15 protein-coding genes and 3 pseudogenes are annotated in these 16,104 nt (G+C 43.9%); 7 read left to right on the top strand and 11 right to left on the bottom strand.

The features are described from left to right. Window positions 1–12: 12 nt before the first annotated feature. From K0335_RS12710 to K0335_RS12690, 5 genes are all read right to left on the bottom strand, one after another. On the bottom strand, window positions 13–1,038 hold the full coding sequence (locus K0335_RS12710) for a zinc-binding alcohol dehydrogenase family protein (RefSeq protein ID WP_000864946.1): 1,026 nt from the start codon (window positions 1,036–1,038) through the stop codon (window positions 13–15). Further along, a complete protein-coding gene (locus K0335_RS12705; RefSeq protein ID WP_000824245.1) occupies window positions 1,010–2,299 on the bottom strand; it encodes an MFS transporter in 1,290 nt (429 codons plus the stop codon). Before K0335_RS12705 ends, K0335_RS12710 begins: the two co-directional genes overlap by 29 nt. Before the next feature lie 299 nt (window positions 2,300–2,598). Next, window positions 2,599–4,122 carry a cyclic diguanylate phosphodiesterase gene (locus K0335_RS12700; protein ID WP_104919297.1) on the bottom strand — a complete coding sequence of 508 codons (1,524 nt, stop codon included), beginning with the start codon at window positions 4,120–4,122 and terminating at the stop codon, window positions 2,599–2,601. A gap of 378 nt (window positions 4,123–4,500) precedes the next feature. Then, window positions 4,501–4,851 carry a hypothetical protein gene (locus K0335_RS12695; RefSeq protein WP_000825736.1) on the bottom strand — a complete coding sequence of 117 codons (351 nt, stop codon included), beginning with the start codon at window positions 4,849–4,851 and terminating at the stop codon, window positions 4,501–4,503. 300 nt (window positions 4,852–5,151) lie between these two features. Beyond that, window positions 5,152–6,243: an EAL domain-containing protein gene (locus tag K0335_RS12690; protein WP_000521933.1), complete on the bottom strand. Its 1,092-nt coding sequence runs from the start codon at window positions 6,241–6,243 to the stop codon at window positions 5,152–5,154. 1,144 nt (window positions 6,244–7,387) lie between these two features. Between K0335_RS12690 and K0335_RS12685 the strand changes: the two genes are divergently transcribed. From K0335_RS12685 to K0335_RS12675, 3 genes are all read left to right on the top strand, one after another. Then, a complete protein-coding gene (locus tag K0335_RS12685; RefSeq protein WP_046083548.1) occupies window positions 7,388–7,867 on the top strand; it encodes a GNAT family N-acetyltransferase in 480 nt (159 codons plus the stop codon). Window positions 7,868–8,147: 280 nt separating this feature from the next. Then, window positions 8,148–8,999 (top strand): aldo/keto reductase, encoded by an 852-nt coding sequence (locus tag K0335_RS12680; RefSeq protein ID WP_001195265.1) that lies wholly within the window; start codon window positions 8,148–8,150, stop codon window positions 8,997–8,999. Window positions 9,000–9,025: 26 nt separating this feature from the next. After that, window positions 9,026–10,015, top strand: a complete 990-nt coding sequence (locus tag K0335_RS12675; RefSeq protein WP_160193664.1) for an aldo/keto reductase — start codon at window positions 9,026–9,028, stop codon at window positions 10,013–10,015. A gap of 34 nt (window positions 10,016–10,049) precedes the next feature. Here K0335_RS12675 and K0335_RS12670 read toward each other — a convergent pair whose 3' ends face one another. Further along, window positions 10,050–10,943 (bottom strand): LysR family transcriptional regulator, encoded by an 894-nt coding sequence (locus tag K0335_RS12670; RefSeq protein WP_104920528.1) that lies wholly within the window; start codon window positions 10,941–10,943, stop codon window positions 10,050–10,052. A 79-nt stretch (window positions 10,944–11,022) separates the two neighbouring features. On the opposite strand from K0335_RS12670, the pseudogene K0335_RS12665 reads away from it, so the two are divergent. The 4 genes and pseudogenes from K0335_RS12665 to K0335_RS12650 form a co-directional block, all read left to right on the top strand. Then, window positions 11,023–11,340, top strand: a pseudogene (locus K0335_RS12665) (hypothetical protein); the annotation flags it as partial. A gap of 135 nt (window positions 11,341–11,475) precedes the next feature. Beyond that, window positions 11,476–11,577: a small membrane protein YkgR gene (gene ykgR, locus K0335_RS12660; protein ID WP_000662204.1), complete on the top strand. Its 102-nt coding sequence runs from the start codon at window positions 11,476–11,478 to the stop codon at window positions 11,575–11,577. Between the two features lie 140 nt (window positions 11,578–11,717). After that, window positions 11,718–11,983, top strand: a pseudogene (locus K0335_RS12655) (site-specific integrase); the annotation flags it as partial. Window positions 11,984–12,208: 225 nt separating this feature from the next. After that, complete coding sequence (locus K0335_RS12650) at window positions 12,209–13,528, top strand: site-specific integrase (RefSeq protein WP_219393847.1); 1,320 nt, start codon at window positions 12,209–12,211, stop codon at window positions 13,526–13,528. Window positions 13,529–13,620: 92 nt separating this feature from the next. Here K0335_RS12650 and K0335_RS12645 read toward each other — a convergent pair whose 3' ends face one another. The 5 genes and pseudogenes from K0335_RS12645 to K0335_RS12625 all read right to left on the bottom strand — a co-directional run bounded on the left by K0335_RS12645 (window position 13,621) and on the right by K0335_RS12625 (window position 16,102). Next, window positions 13,621–14,469, bottom strand: coding sequence for a DUF4942 domain-containing protein (locus K0335_RS12645; RefSeq protein WP_039025884.1), 849 nt, complete (start codon window positions 14,467–14,469; stop codon window positions 13,621–13,623). Window positions 14,470–14,565: 96 nt separating this feature from the next. After that, window positions 14,566–14,763, bottom strand: a complete 198-nt coding sequence (locus K0335_RS12640; protein WP_000772024.1) for a DUF957 domain-containing protein — start codon at window positions 14,761–14,763, stop codon at window positions 14,566–14,568. 19 nt (window positions 14,764–14,782) lie between these two features. After that, window positions 14,783–15,271 (bottom strand): annotated as a pseudogene (locus K0335_RS12635) (DUF5983 family protein). Beyond that, complete coding sequence (cbtA, locus tag K0335_RS12630) at window positions 15,268–15,645, bottom strand: type IV toxin-antitoxin system cytoskeleton-binding toxin CbtA (protein WP_039025883.1); 378 nt, start codon at window positions 15,643–15,645, stop codon at window positions 15,268–15,270. The pseudogene K0335_RS12635 and the gene cbtA overlap by 4 nt, the downstream one beginning before the upstream one ends. An 88-nt stretch (window positions 15,646–15,733) precedes the next feature. Further along, complete coding sequence (locus K0335_RS12625) at window positions 15,734–16,102, bottom strand: type IV toxin-antitoxin system YeeU family antitoxin (protein ID WP_039025882.1); 369 nt, start codon at window positions 16,100–16,102, stop codon at window positions 15,734–15,736. Window positions 16,103–16,104: the final 2 nt, after the last annotated feature.

The following is a 16,104-nucleotide window of genomic DNA, read 5'->3' as shown; positions in this document are numbered from 1 at the left end:
GATTTTTGCTAATTAAATGAATTTCACGTTAATTTTCAGATGGCGTTCCGGGAATTGATCTAACTCTTTAACAGCCTCAGGAACTTCATCAATTGTCACGACTTTACTCACGATATCTGCCGGATTAATATTCAGCGTTGATAACATTTGCAGAGCTTCTTCAAATTCACCGGCACTGGTACGGGAACCGCGTAAATCCAGTTCTTTAAAGGTGATCAAATTAGTTGGTAACGATGTTTCCTGTTTTGGCCAACCCGTATAGGCAATACGCCCGGCAAATGAGGCCAGATCCAGGGTACTTCTGATCGCGCTATTTGCACCAGAGGCTTCCACCACAACCTGAGCCATCGTCCCTTGTGTAATATCTTTCACTGCCTCAACAACGTTAGCTTTTGCGGAGTTAACTACGTAAGGCACACCGAGCGATTGTGCGTATTGCAACCGTTCATCGACAATATCAACCAGAATGGGGGTTGCGTGATAGCGCAACGCACTCAGTGCCGCCATAAGTCCAATGGCACCAGCACCAATAATGACGACATGTTCACCTGCTTTCAATTGCGCCCGATGTAATGCGTGCAGGGCAATAGTTAAGGGTTCAGCCAGTGGCGCCATTTCTGATGGTACATTGTCAGGAATTTTGTGAATTAAGTGAGCCGGATGCGCAACCACTTCTTGCATAGCGCCATCAATATGTACGCCGATGACTTTTAAGTTCTCACAGCAATTAGTTCTGCCGACAGAACATGGATAACAGTGACCGCAATAAATATAGGGATCTACAATAACCCGGTCGCCCTGCTTAATATCTTCTGGCATCCCCTTACCAGTTTCCAGAACAATCCCGGTGACTTCATGTCCAATAATTCGCGGATAAGTTACCAGTGGGTTAGTGCCACGAAATGCACCGATGTCAGAACCACAAATCCCCGCTGCATCCACTTTAATTAAAACTTCATTATCTTTTTTTACCGGATAATCGACCAGGCGAGTGGCAATTTCACCAGGTTTATTGATGTACACAGCTTTGACTTTCATTGACTTTCAATCCTTTATTTTTAACAAATACGAATACCAGCAGACTTGAAACAATTGCTATGGCACCTGCCAGATAGAATGCGTAATCATATTTACCGCTGAACTGAACAATAAAACCGGTTACCAATGGACCAATAATGCCGGAAATATTTGCCAGCCCGTGCATCGCACCGCCTACGCTACCTACTTTATCTTTATGCACCACATCCTGAATAACAGCCCAATAAATAGGTCCAGTTAAATAAAGCAGGAATAAGGAAACCGACATCAGCGTAACTGCACTACCAATAGTGGTAACCGTTCCGGAAACTGCGACACAGACTGCGGCCCCCGCAAGGCAAATACCGAGAATTAAGCGGCGAGAAAGTAAGGCATTTCCCGTAATGCGATAAATAAAGTCAGAGCAAACGCCACCTAGCACCATGCCGATTGCACCAATAACCCACGGGATAACAGTTGCAATACTAATTTCTTTAATATCAAGGTGTAACGAATGGTTCAAATAGCTTGGGAACCAGGTAAGAAAGAAAAACAGAATATAGTTGTAGCTAAAGAATGCCAGAGTAGTCGCCCATACCATCGGCTGTTTCATGTAATAACCCAGCGAAGGCGTACCTTTACCATCTTCGGCCAGAATAATATCGTCATGATTTTCAAAATCGACACGCTCTTCAGCTGCCAGACGTTTACTTTTTGACGGTTTATCACTGACAAAGAAGTACCACAGTAATACCCAAACCAGGCCAAATATAAAGATGATGCCAAATGCCGGACGCCAGCCAAGTGATATCGCCAATAAGCCAACAACCGGACCAGAAATAGCACCGCCAAGTGGTGAACCAGCACTAAAAATACCGATGGCTGTTGCCGACTCTTTACGCGAGATCCAGTTATTAATAATTTTATTGCCTGCTGCACTAACCGGGCCTTCTGCCATACCAAATAAAACGCGTACGGCAAGCATCGTCCATAACCCGGTGACCAGGCCGGTCATACCACAAAAAACAGACCATAACAGTGCAGCAACCAAAAATACTGTTTTCGGTCCAACTTTGTCACTGGCCCAACCGCCAATGAAGTTAAATAAAGCATAACCAACGAAAAATGCGCTGAAAATCATCCCCATTTCAGCAGCATTAAAGCCTAACTCTTTTTCAATAAGTGGGGCCGTAATCGATAATGCAGAACGATCCATATAGTTCAGCATGTAAACTATAAACAGAAGAAAAACGATAAGCCATCCCATTGTTTTTCTTTTCATGATATTTCCTCTTGTTGTGGTCTAGCGGCCTGACCACAATATTTAATATTTATTTTTAGATCATCATGAAAAGAAGGATATTGTGATCAATATAACGAAAATTGGATAACCAGTATTCAATAAAAATCACAATCACGCTCTAATTGCATGATTTTGTTGATTTTATTTACTCTGTTTTGAGTGGTTAATATCACACTCAGGAAATAAACAATATGGATTATTTTCATCCGGAAACTAAAAGATGCAGTATTTAATGCAGTAAGGATTTATTTTACGCATAAAAATAAATCCCTAATAATTTACTCGACAATGACTTTTACTTTGGGTTTGGAAAGAATAATTTTGATCAACTCTATGTAAGTAACAGGTTTATAAAAATAATATCCCTGCTGAAAAGTAATGTTGTTCTGATTCAGATAGTCTAGTTGCTCCTTCGTTTCCACACCTTCGGCAACAATGCTGATGGAGAGCTTACGTGCCAAATCCAGAACACAATCCAGAATTCTGGTTGAGTCAGGATCGGCATTAACTCGCCCCACGAAACTGTGATCAATTTTAATATAATCGATATGTAAATCATGGAGATAAGAAAGACCAGAATAGCCAGTACCAAAGTCATCAAGTGCGATAACAAAACCATTTTCATGCAGAAAATTGAGGCGTTGTACCATGCTTTCATCCACATGTAGCTGTTCGCGTTCGGTCACCTCAAGCACCAGGTTCAGGTCCTGTCGATTAAAACTTTTTTTGTATTCAAGACACTCCTCAACAAACGTGGCCGATGCGATATGCGATGCACTGAAGTTTATCCCGACATGGAAGCCTTCTGGTAGTTTGCTGGAAATAGCATTCATTTGGCTGGCGACCTGGCGCATTAAACTTTGTGTCAGAGGAATGATCAGGCCCGATTTTTCTGCCAGTGGGATAAATGCGACTGGCGAGATATAGCCTGCAACAGGATGTTTCCATCGGGCTAATACTTCCACTCCACGCAATGTTCCTTCGAGACCATTCACCACCGGCTGATAAAATGGCACAATTTCACCATTAGCAATCGCCCTGCGAAGGGTTTCTTCAGGAGTACTATCCTTTTTCATATATTTATTAATTAGATAAGCTGTAGCGGAAGATATTAACAATATAAAAATAAATATCCCCAGACCTTTATCAATGATTCTCGGAATACTAAATAACCGCGGCGGGTTATATATAATACTGAATTGATATTTCTTCGAATTTACCTTGCTGGTAAAAGACTTATGATCTTTTATTAAAGAAACATCCCCTGATGAACCAATAATACTATCGCCCACACGTAATGCATACGATACGCCCTTTAAAGGCACATTCAGTGCGCCCCGGATATGTTGGTCGCTAATGGTGACCAGGATTCGGCTGGACGATGAAAAGGTCTGATACAACAAAATCGGTAATCGGTTAACCGTATCGATTGCAGGTGCCAGCAGTAAATTGCTTTCAGGTATTTCTGGGATCCGCGCCAGTAATGCACGATTTCCCGGTAATGATGAGCACCAGACTTGACCGTTTCTGATGATTAAAATAGTGCGCAAATGCGGTTTCAAGGCAGCTTCTGTGCCCAGTTGATATTGTTCTTCGGGATCACATCCTTTTGAAGCGATAGTTATTGCTGTTCTCGTTGCCAGGGCCGCTTCATCGAGTATTTTATTGATATTATTGGCAGCATACCGTGCCCCTGCCAGACTCTCAGCCCTTGCAGAGTACCAGAGTTGAATATTCAGGATTGATACGCCGGCAATAAACAGACACAACGCCGCGATTATGGGAAGCAGTGTATTGCGCATTATCAGATCCCTGAGCAAACGGAGTTACCCCATCATATTGCCTGTATTCATTCAAACAACATCTACAAAGAGCATGGTAGACAGATGCAAAAATCGCTATAAGCCAGAGAAAATTTCGCCCTGATGGCCTCAAGTAGCCATCAGGGCGTGACTATTTTTTATACTTATCGTACGTCTGTTTGTACTAAGTGTGCAGATTGCCAGGCTATCTATGGCTCAGCACATGAGGGCAAGTGCTGTTTAACACGTCCGTGGCATTTTTTACGCCAGTCGCATTATTTAAAGTATAGCTAACCTCTCACTAACTCAAAGCGATAACATATTGAGATTAAGTAATATGTACTCACGATATTTATTACCCGCTGGGTTACTCTTTCTTTAAAGCATAACTTTCATTTTCCCATGCCAGCCTTTTTTCTCCATGCAATTCATAAACCATTCTTCACGGGTATCTTCGTTTACATCAATAATCGAATTATCGGTAACTGGACGCATGATCTCCCGATACTTTTTACCACCGCATTTTGATTTATCGGTACATTTTTCCTGAATACTTTCATAATGCGTACCCTGAGCGATCTGATTTTTAACCGGATATTTCGCTTCAGCTAACTCTTCACAGCTGGCTTTTGCGGTATGCAGATCTTCTGCATCGGATCTTTTTTGCACCCACTCAGTTGTACATCCAGCAAGAAATAAAGGTAGGAAGACATAAATTAAGCGTTTCACTTTCGACTCCTTGTGCGAACTTTTCTGAACAATTATTCCGTTACCTGCCCACTGATGCGACATGTTGACGTGCAAATATTGCAGCAAAACTCTTCGGTCACTTCATGATGAAAGGGAGGGTAAAAACACGGAATTTTATCGAGAAATCTTATACTGGAGAGAAAGAAAAACAGGTTTACTAACAGACTGGAGGTAGCGGCCACATGGCGTTTGTTGCAGAACAACAAAACACGTGCAGCAACGGTCTAATTGGATGCTGCACGTATAACAGAGAGTGCTGTGGATAAAGATACAATATCATTATGCTACAGCACTGTTTTTAACCCAGTCAGAGATAAATTTCGCACCAGGCAATGGAGGTGAGTAGAGATACCCCTGTAAAAAGTGTACTCCTTTGCCAATCATCAAATCAGCCTGTTCCTGAGTTTCGACGCCTTCCGCCACAATACTAAGGCCTGGCTTACGGGCAAGCTCAACGATATTGTCCACAATATGCCCGGAGATTTCATCGATACTCGCCATCTGGACAAATGATTTATCAATCTTAATAAAATCAACTGGAAAAGCCTGCAAATAACGATAGGTTGCATAGCCAGTACCAAAATCGTCCAGAGCAAAGGTAATGTTATGCCGATGCAGGCTATCAAATATTGCTCTGGCCTCTGGCGTCACCGGGATTGGGTTACGTTCCGTCAATTCCAGAACCAGTTTGATTTTATCCGTTCCCAGTTTATTCACGAGATTCAGACACTCGCGCTCAAAACCGGGTGCCAGAAAACAACCAGCAGAAACATTTATGCCAATATGGAAATTATCAGGCAGCAAATCTTTTACTGGCAGTAATATATCTGCCGTTTGTTTCATTAACTGTCGGGTTAATATAACAATCAGACCAGATGATTCCGCCAGAGGAATAAATTGGTCTGGTGGAATAATTCCTGTTTGTGGATGCTCCCAGCGGACGAGTATCTCACACCCTGTCAGAACACCGGTTTGAGCACAGAAAACAGGTTGAATCCAGGGTTTAAACTCATGATTTTCCAGCGCCAGGCTGATTGCTTCGGGCGTAATAACATGATGATAGCCATTATCGGTTATGTAGCTTTTATTACTGTTACCAGAAGCTGAGATGATCATCGGGTTATACAAAAAGAAGATATCCCGCCAGAAGGTAATATCGCTCTGGATACCCAACTTTTCATACAACTGTTTTTTTTGATGAGATATTGTCTTTGCACTACGGTTTCTGTATTGTGAGATTTCTGTAACAGACATACCTTGCATTAACAATTTAAGCAGCAGTTGTTCTTTCTCAGACAGAACCTGCGGCAAATTGATATTTATTGTCGCACCGAATTCTTCCAGAAACACACTTAAATTACACAAACCCATAGAACACACTATCATAAAAAGTGCATCAGCAGACTCCGAATTATCACTCTCGCGGCGGATAAGCTGAGTGCAAGAATAATTAACAAGAGACTCGGATTATTACACAATCCAACTCTCTCTTCCTTAGCATATTATACAGATCAGAATGTCCAGTTAACACCCGAAATTCAGGACGTAAAAAATCACCTGCGTTATATTAACTGCAATTCACATGAGGTGAACAGCATAAGAACATTATAGGATTAACACTTCACCTAAAATATATACACTGGCGATAACCCCATCATCTTTAACATATTAGCATCCATGAAAAGATTTCGTATTATATTCATTCAAAATCTCAAATCAACACAAAATATAATTCACACCTGGACATGCGTTCAGCATTTATCGATACACGTAAAATAAATAATACTTATTGGGTATACAGGTAACGGATTTTTCTTATATTTAAAAGAAACTCAAAAAACCAAGACTGAATCCATTCAGCATTTTAATTAAATGAATTTAAAATTTACAAAGTTAGAACAAACACAAAACAAAAACTAAAAAAACAACTTACTTATCAGTGAATTACAAACAAACCATATATTGTTCCTTATTTAGATGAACCCAATGAGGTAACATCACTTTAAAAAACGAATATAAGAAAAAACTTATTGGAAGATATGCTGTATAACTTCAATAAGATAATTCTCTGTTGCAGATGGCATTCATTCGGATAACAGATCAGCAGGAGTCACGCTTGTTTAACCTGAGTTTGCTACTTCGATAAGTTCATAACTTCCCTATAAGGATCGGCAGAAGGCTGAGTTTATGGTTTTTAGCAGACGTCAGAAAATACGTAAATGATGAGATAATAAGAGAGCACCTACGCCCTTACATTACTGGTTATGAAAATTATCTTTTATTTCAATGAATTACCTGATGAATATTGAGCTCAAACTCCATCATGGAACGTTCATACCACACAACAATATCCGCAAGTTAATTCTCTGCTATTAGCTAATCATCTGGTGGTGTTTCCAGAGAATTAAGATAGGCAATGTTGTATAAACTGTCCGGTGTCATAAGAAACTGCTATTAGACAAAGATATTGCTGCCTGTTGCTATATTGTAAGTAGCCAGCCAACAAGACAGAAACATGTTCACTATCAAAACAGATGATCTCTCCCATCCAGCAGTGCAAGCATTAGTGGCTTATCATATTTCCGGTATGCTTGAACAATCGCCACCTGAAAGTAGTCATGCTTTGGATGTGCAAAAACTACAAGATCCGGCAGTGACATTCTGGTCAGCATGGGAAGGGGAACAACTCGCAGGAATCGGCGCACTGAAATTGCTGAATAACAAACATGGAGAGCTGAAATCGATGCGTACCGCACCAGATTTTTTACGTCGTGGAGTAGCAAATCTGATTTTAGGACATATTTTGCAGGTTGCACGTGACAGAAGCCTTCATCACCTGAGCTTAGAAACAGGAACACATGCTGGATTTACTGCCTGCCATCAACTTTATATCAAACATGGATTCATTGACTGCGATCCGTTTGCTGATTATCAGCCTGATCCCAATAGCCGATTTATGTCATTGAACCTATGCAAAAATAATGAATTATTATGACTAACGCACCAGCCCCCAGCATATTCTTGCATACGACATGTCTGAGGTAACAACTCACGACGACTGAAGGGGAAGGAAGCGTTTTATTAAACATCAGGCAGATATTCCCATCGTTAATTAACTCTCCCGCAGGTTTGCAATCTCCGATACTGGCACAAAACGCCCTTAACCTTCTCTAAATTAATGAACACAACTAATAAACCCTAGCCAATTACACCATCTAATCGCATAAATAACTTTTCGTTATGCTTTTCCTACACAACAGCTGAAGGATAACGTCATGCAAACTGTAAAACTGAACAACGGTATTGAAATGCCCTTGCTGGGCTTTGGTGTCTTCCAGATGACGGATGCTGCTGAATGCGAAAGAGCCGTTATTGATGCGATCGATACGGGATACCGCCTGATCGATACCGCAGCGTCTTACCAGAATGAAACCCAGGTCGGGAATGCGCTGAAACAAAGCGGCATTGCGCGTAACGAACTCTTTGTCACCACGAAACTCTGGTTGCAGGATACCAGTTACGAAGGGGCCAAAGCCCAGTTCGAACGCTCTCTGAATCGACTGCAACTTGATTACGTTGACCTGTACTTGATTCACCAGCCATACGGCGATGTCCACGGAGCCTGGCGTGCCATGGAAGAGCTGCAACAGGCCGGTAAAATTCGCGCTATTGGCGTCAGCAACTTCCACCCTGACCGACTGGCTGACCTTATCGCCTTTAATAAAGTCGTTCCTGCGGTAAACCAGATTGAAGTTAACCCCTTCAACCAGCAGCTACACGCCGTTCCGTGGATGCAAAGTCGTGGCATTCAGCCAGAAGCCTGGGCACCGTTTGCGGAAGGGAAAAATGGTCTGTTCCAGCATCCTGTTCTCACGGCAATTGGCGAGAAGTATGGCAAAAGCGTGGGCCAGGTTATTCTGCGCTGGATTTACCAACGAGGCATTGTTTCACTGGCAAAATCAGTGCGCAAAGAGCGCATGGAAGAGAACATCAACATTCTCGATTTTGAGCTCACTCCTGAGGATATGCTGCAAATTACCGCCCTGGATACCGCAACCAGCGCGTTCTTCTCTCACCGCGACCCAGCGATGGTGGAATGGCTGACTGGCCGCAAACTTGATGTTTAAGCCGTAATACAAGAGGTATTCATTCAATGCAAAAACGTTATCTGGGTAATTCCGGACTCGAAGTTTCCGCTCTTGGACTCGGTTGCATGGGCTTAAGCCACGGCTACGGCCCGGCGACCGATACCCGTCAGGCTATCGAACTTATTCGTGCTGCGGTTGAACGTGGCGTCACCTTCTTCGATACCGCCGAAGTGTATGGTCCGTATCTGAATGAAGAAGTGGTCGGTGAAGCCTTAAAACCATTTCGTAACCGCGTGGTGATTGCCACTAAATTCGGTTTTACCTTCGGCGATGATAATAAGCAGCAGATTTTAAACAGCCGTCCGGAACATATCCGTGAAGCCGTTGAAGGATCATTACGTCGTCTGAAGACAGATGTTATTGACCTGCTGTACCAACACCGTGTTGATCCGGATGTTCCTATCGAAGATGTTGCAGGAACGGTGAAAGATCTAATCGCAGAAGGTAAGGTCAAACATTTCGGCCTGTCTGAAGCGGGAGCGCAAACCATTCGTCGCGCGCATGCTGTACAACCTGTCACCGCCCTGCAAAGCGAATATTCCATGTGGTGGCGTGAGCCTGAGCAGGAAATTCTGCCGTTGCTGGAGGAACTGGGGATTGGTTTTGTCCCCTTCAGCCCACTAGGTAAAGGTTTCCTGACAGGGGCGATTAAGCCGGGAACCACTTTCGGCAAAGATGATTACCGTAGCACCGTACCGCGTTTTGCTGCACAAGCCATTGAAGCCAATGAAAAACTGGTCACCTTGTTAGGTGAACTGGCCGCAGAGAAAAGGGTTACGTCTGCGCAAATCGCACTGGCATGGTTGTTAGCACAAAAGCCGTGGATTGTTCCCATCCCGGGCACCACTAAACTGCACCGGCTGGAGGAAAATCTGACCGCTGTCGACATCGTTCTTTCGCAGAAAGATATGCAGCAGATAACCCAGTCACTGGAAACAATTAAAATCGTCGGTGAACGTTACTCGCCTGAGCACCAGGCTCGCATAGATCGTTAATATCCACACGGGTCAGCAGCAAAATGCGGACCCGTTATTCCGAGTAGCGAAGTGCATCGATCAACAGCGCAAAAGCTGGCGGATGCTGCTTACGGCTGGGGTAGTAGAGATAATATCCGGGAAAAGTGGGACACCACTCCTGTAACACCTGAATAAGCTTGCCTGACTTTATATACTCCTGAACCATGTCTTCAGGAACACAAGCGATCCCAAATCCTGATAACGCGGCATCAATTCTTTCTGGCAGCAGATTAAACGTCAGTTGCCCATCAACTCTGACACGTAAAGGTTTGCCTTCGCGTTCAAACTCCCAGTGATAAATTCCACCGGCAGTTGGCAAACGCATATTGATACACTGATGATTTTGTAGCTCGTGAGGCGTTTCAGGTAAGGCGTTTGCGGCAAAATACGCCGGTGCTCCCACCACAGCCATCCGCATATCTGGTCCAATCCTGACCGCTACCATATCTTTATCAACATTTTCCCCCAATCGTATCCCGGCATCAAAACGGCCTTCAACAATATCGACAAAACCGTTATCCACCATCAGTTCGACATTGATTTCGGGATACTCTCTGAGAAAGGGTTTTAGCTTCGGCCAGACCAAACTTCGCGCGGCATGTTCCCCGGCAGATAAACGGATATTCCCGGAGGGCGTGCCGTTCAGTTGAATAAGTGATTCCAGTTCCTGTTCAAGCTCATCAATACGCGGCTCCAGACAGGCAATTATTCTCTCCCCTGCTTCCGTAGGGGCCACGCTACGGGTCGTTCGGGTTAAGAGGCGGATATTTAACCTTTCCTCCAGTGCCTTAATTGCATGGCTGAGAGCAGACTGAGAAACACCGAGTTTGCCCGCCGCTTTGGTAAAACTTCGCTCTCTTGCCACCACAAGAAAGATTTGCAGTTCATTGAAGTTTTCTTTGAGCATTAGTGGTTTCCTTGTAGAAACATTCCCTTCAAAACGTACTCATGAAGGGTGTTTATAGACACAATCATTTTAGCCGGAAGACGTCATAAAAAGAGCCATTAAAGCAGGTTTTGATAGCGTTGACCTTCATAGCGCGAATGGATTTCTTCTGCAGAATTTCTTTTCTCCTCTCTTTAACCGCCATAATCACCACTCGAATGACGTATGCGCTTTCCGCTGGCTGACACTTGCGGCGATCGGTAAAAGGCTGGTGATGGGTACCTTTAGCTGAATCAGGTAGAAGTCATGAAATTCCCCCCTTAATCCACAGCGCGTTCCTGAACTAACCATTCTGGATAAACTATGGGATCAAATTCAGGTATCGAAAGGAACAGGCTGGTTTCCGTTAAGGAATTAATTATCTATAAAAGATGGCTGATGTAATACATCCATTCAAATTTGTGATACATGTCAAAAAATTGGTTGACCAAACTCGCTATTTATATATAAGGCACTTACGAAGTGCACTCTTTTTTAAAGCGAGGAAGTACCAATGAAAGAGAATAAAATACAACAAATCAGTCATAAACTGATTAATATCGTTGTTTTTGTTGCAATCGTAGAATACGCCTATTTATTCCTTCACTTCTATTAATAACGTCGAAAAATAATTTACGTTGGTGATAATTAAAATATGTTTTCTCTCCCCTTTTTAAACAGTATTTATATTTGTGGGAGAGAAATACGAACTCTTTCGAATTGCAAATCATTACCGCTGGGTATCTGTGTACAAGGAAAGCGGCGCTGAGACGAGCTGGTATTGATGATTTCAGATTTCACGACTTGAGACACACCTGGGCAAGTTGGCTGGTTCAGGCCGGAGTCCCGTTGTCAGTATTACAGGAAATGGGAGGCTGGGAGTCTATCGAAATGGTTCGTCGATATGCTCACCTCGCGCCTAACACCTTACCGAACACGCACGGCAAATAGACTCGATCCTGAACCCATCGGTCCCAAATTTGTCCCAGTCAAAAAATAAGGAAGGTACTAATGATGGGTAACTTATTGATTTAAATGGTGCCGATAATAGGAGTCGAACCTACGACCTTCGCATTACGAATTAGCGAGACCAGTGATTCAAGATGTTCACAGCCGTTTCAGCATGAAATAAAAAATATATAAAAATCAACAAAATAAACATAAATGCAGTATCAAGATGTTTCGCCTTGTTTCTGATGATATCATGTTAAATGTGTACCCCACTGTGTACCCAAAAGGCTGAAGATATGACTTTTACTATTACACAAGACAGACAATTGGCTTCATTGACCGTTACTAAAGATGAAAAAGAAATCTTATTTGCTGTAAAATCTAAAGCTGGGGGAGGACTCTTTATACGCGTTCGTTATGGTAGCGACAATAAAAGCTGGATTTATCGTTATCGAATAGCTCAAAAGCCAGCTAAATTAACACTAGGTAGTTACCCTGCCATGGGATTAGCTCAAGCTCGTAAAGCTCATGCGGATGCAATTGAATTAGTAAGAAAAGGTATAGATCCTCGTCATATTAGAAAAAATGAAAAACAAAAAAATGAACAAATGATTATTTACTCTGAATTATGGAAAGATTGGATAGAATTCAGAAAGACAAGTAAACCAATTAGCACCAGAACCCTTGCAGATTATGAAGGGACTTATCACCGCCACCTTGAAAAAGCATTAGGAAACCTTCGCATTGACGAACTTACCAAAAGCGTTATTTTTGAACATCTCAGTAATGTAAGAAAAACCAGTTCTGAAGCAGTTCGTAAAGGATTAATTATTCTAAATATGACTCTTGATCATGCCAACTTACAGGGTATGCTTGAGCATAACCCAGCACGACTGCTCAAACCAGCAATGTTTGGTGCATCGATGAATAAACCTCGCGAGCGATGGCTTCCTGAGAATGAACTCCGGATGCTATGGAAGGCTTTGGATGATGCTACTGTTGGAGGAGGCTCCATTGCATCTGGTGGCTATGGAATTTCCTCTAGTGTGGTATTATCTCATTCTGTCGCAAATGCACTCCGTTTGATTATTTTCACAGGAGTGCGCCGCTCTGAAGCGGCACAAATGCGCTGGGATCAAATTAATGGAGAGCGTTGGACCATACCAGCCACTAAAAATGGGAAAAGCCATATTGTTACTTTACATCCGTATATGCTTTCTTTAATAAAAACACAACGTGAATTCACTGAAGGTGCATATATTTTTGGTTCTACTAGCAAACCTGGCTTTCCCATCACAAATGACGCTCTGACTCGCGCGTTAGAAAGGGTTCGCTCTAAGTATCTAGCCGAACTTACTCCATTTTCTCCTCATGATCTGCGTAGAAGTGTTGCGACTGGATGCGCTGAATACCTTGATGCTCCAGAGCGCCTAATAGAGTTACTGTTAAATCATGTACCCAAAGACCGTTTAATACGAACATATCAAGTCGGACAACAAGCTGAAAAATTAAAAAATTTATTTATAGAATGGGGGAATTTTATTATGAATAACGTCATTACTGTGCAGCAGAATGCTCCGGATAATGTTATTCATATAAAATTTGGGAACAGATGATAAAAATACATGCATGGTCTGAGATACCCTGTCTACTCGACCATGCAGTATGGTTCAACTAAATCAGTCACAACAAGAAATGATTAGTTTTATTAGATATTGTATGGGATTATTTCTGGATAATACTTCGCAATGATGTCATTTAGCCGATCAACCAGTTCTGGTTTTCTGAACGTGATATGCGCGGAGCCCTTCTTAAAGTATCTGATGCTGAACATCTCATCTTCATAGCAGGCTTTGCCCTGAACGGAGCGGATGTGATCATCCAGCCGAATAATGATATTTTCCCGGCTGTCGGGGATCGGTTTGCCGCTGAACAGGTGCAGCATTCTTTCCAGGTCGGCAAGTCGATCTGCCTGTTGCCCGGTGATAAGATGCAATCCCCACCGGTCCCACCTCACCAGATTGTTGACGATAATTTTACTGCCAAATTTACAGGGGCAATTGGTTTTGTAATCCCAGCTCAGTCCCCTGAAGACGTTGATGACCCCACGCTCAAACACTTCATCCTTATTCTGGTGTAGTTGCTCAAACGTACTCAGTATATTCTCTTCACTGATTTCCGGAAAATTATCGTACTCCAGTGACCGGTACCATGTACCACGGGCCTGTGCATCCATTAAGGAAAGCATCCCTGAACGTTGCATCAGGTCACGCCAGATTTCACGGTCAAGGTTGCGGGTGATGGCTTTCATTGCCGTTTCAGGTTTCTCCATCAGCCAGCAACCGCAGCGAAAATCCTGTTTCATGGCCCAGTCCGGAGCAGTTTTACCTCCAATACTTTCTGTCATTGCTGATATTTCAGCCAGTTGCCGGATAAGTGTGTCGATTTGCAGCAGTGTGCTCTTTCGTACAGCCAGAATGTGGCGGATACTGGTTGAGCAGATAACGTCCGTATGCCCGTTGACCACTTCCGGACGGGCGATTGTGATGCCTGACATAATCGGTTTTCCTTTCTGTTTATAAATGAAAACGCCAGCCGTATTCAGGCTGGCGTCGGGGGAATGAAGTGTGGTGAGAAAGATAATGAGTGAAACTCACCGGTTCAGGTGCTGAAACTGCAGATGGCGCAGAGTTCGGACATCCTGTCGCGCCTGTTCGATACAGGGCAACAGTGCTGCCGAATCCGTTTTATCCTCATCGTTGTCAAAGATAATTTCCGATTCGCAGTCAATATTGTCCTGCAGCCACGCAATCAGAATATCCAGCGCCGTTTCTGTGGTTAATAATTTCATCCAGTGTCTTTTGTCCTGATTACCAGTCGAAAGTGGGGAACCCCGGCAGACATTCTGCGCTGGCGTCCAGATGAATGAGACTGACGCCATAACGCCGGGTGAGTGTGACAACCAGACGACGGAACGTTTTTGACAGGCCCAGGCGCTTAAGCCGCAGAACCGGGTATGACCACGCATCGGTACGTAACAGATAGCCGCTACCTGTGAAATGAATCCATTCTGATTCACCAACGTCACTGGTCTGGTGTGACAGCGAGTGCAACCAGGCGTTGTCCGTTTCCGTGATATGTGCGGTACTGCAGCGTATGCCGGCAAGGGTTGCAAATGGCGGAGGTGTTCAGGTTGACTGTTGGTCGGATTCCTCCACCACACGGAGTGAATAACCGTTTTCAGCGATGTTATTAATCAGTTCAGTGAGATTAACACCATCGACGTCAACGACAATGCGCCCCATGTTCAGTGCCTGCACGTTAACGCTGTCAGCTTCCAGCGTCAGGGCCAGTTTCATCGTTTCGCCTCCTGATACTTACCCAGGGTAATGTTATTTACCGTTCGGTAATTGTCGCGGGTCATCAGGCCAGTCGCCCGGCGAGCTCGGAGGATATCGATGCTGTTTATTAACTGAGAGCGGGTACAGGCACTGAATTCCAGCTGGTCGGTACGCACCAGCGCGTATTTTTCAACAAGAAAGTTCACTGCATCGCACAGTGAAATGCCGGCCTCAATATGCTGCTCAATCACACGTTCATCAGCGAACGGTGTGTCATTCAGCGTAAGGCCATAGTGCTGGTCCAGCAGTCGGGTGAGCAGTGTCTGCCAGATTTCAACAGGAGACGGGCGAGAACTGGCCGCCTGCCCGGGTAATACAGGTAATGTTTTCATACTGAAGATTTTCCTGATATGCAGATATAAAAATGGAAAAGTGGCGTGGTGAAAACACCGGGCCGTAGCAGAAGGCTATTCTGGAGAGTTAATTTTTCATTTCGGGCGTCGGATAAACAGCCAGATAAACGTAACCACAGGAGCCGAGGGTGTCGGCTTCACAGGTCAGCCCCTTCGCATACAGTGTCACGGTATGCTGATGGCGGGGATTCAGTTCACCGCTGGTGAGCATGAGCTCCAGTTGTTTCATCAGCAGTGGAAAGGCCTGGTCCAGGTGGTACGCATCCGCGTCGCTGAACCGGCCTCTGATACCGGCGCGGTCTGCAAGGTAATGCAACCGGTTACCCTCCTGCACCAGACGTGCCCCGAAACAGGGCGTCACGGTGCAGGGTAGCCCCCACCAGGGGCGATCGTTGTTGTTGTCGGGATAATTTGTTTCATGGAACGTGTCTGACACGA

The organism is Escherichia sp. GZ89 (assembly GCF_019366485.1).
Classification (GTDB): domain Bacteria; phylum Pseudomonadota; class Gammaproteobacteria; order Enterobacterales; family Enterobacteriaceae; genus Escherichia; species Escherichia fergusonii.
The sequence above is the reverse complement of the archived record's forward strand: the minus strand, read 5'-3'. Positions and strand labels throughout refer to the sequence as shown.

Coding starts and splice junctions, on each gene's coding strand:
- K0335_RS12710 (WP_000864946.1), bottom strand. CDS start 1,038: ATGAAAGTCAAAGCTGTGTACATCAATAAACCTGGTGAAATTGCCACT.
- K0335_RS12705 (WP_000824245.1), bottom strand. CDS start 2,299: ATGAAAAGAAAAACAATGGGATGGCTTATCGTTTTTCTTCTGTTTATA.
- K0335_RS12700 (WP_104919297.1), bottom strand. CDS start 4,122: ATGCGCAATACACTGCTTCCCATAATCGCGGCGTTGTGTCTGTTTATT.
- K0335_RS12690 (WP_000521933.1), bottom strand. CDS start 6,243: ATGGGTTTGTGTAATTTAAGTGTGTTTCTGGAAGAATTCGGTGCGACA.
- K0335_RS12685 (WP_046083548.1), top strand. CDS start 7,388: ATGTTCACTATCAAAACAGATGATCTCTCCCATCCAGCAGTGCAAGCA.
- K0335_RS12680 (WP_001195265.1), top strand. CDS start 8,148: ATGCAAACTGTAAAACTGAACAACGGTATTGAAATGCCCTTGCTGGGC.
- K0335_RS12675 (WP_160193664.1), top strand. CDS start 9,026: ATGCAAAAACGTTATCTGGGTAATTCCGGACTCGAAGTTTCCGCTCTT.
- K0335_RS12670 (WP_104920528.1), bottom strand. CDS start 10,943: ATGCTCAAAGAAAACTTCAATGAACTGCAAATCTTTCTTGTGGTGGCA.
- ykgR (WP_000662204.1), top strand. CDS start 11,476: ATGAAAGAGAATAAAATACAACAAATCAGTCATAAACTGATTAATATC.
- K0335_RS12650 (WP_219393847.1), top strand. CDS start 12,209: ATGACTTTTACTATTACACAAGACAGACAATTGGCTTCATTGACCGTT.
- K0335_RS12645 (WP_039025884.1), bottom strand. CDS start 14,469: ATGTCAGGCATCACAATCGCCCGTCCGGAAGTGGTCAACGGGCATACG.
- K0335_RS12640 (WP_000772024.1), bottom strand. CDS start 14,763: ATGAAATTATTAACCACAGAAACGGCGCTGGATATTCTGATTGCGTGG.
- cbtA (WP_039025883.1), bottom strand. CDS start 15,645: ATGAAAACATTACCTGTATTACCCGGGCAGGCGGCCAGTTCTCGCCCG.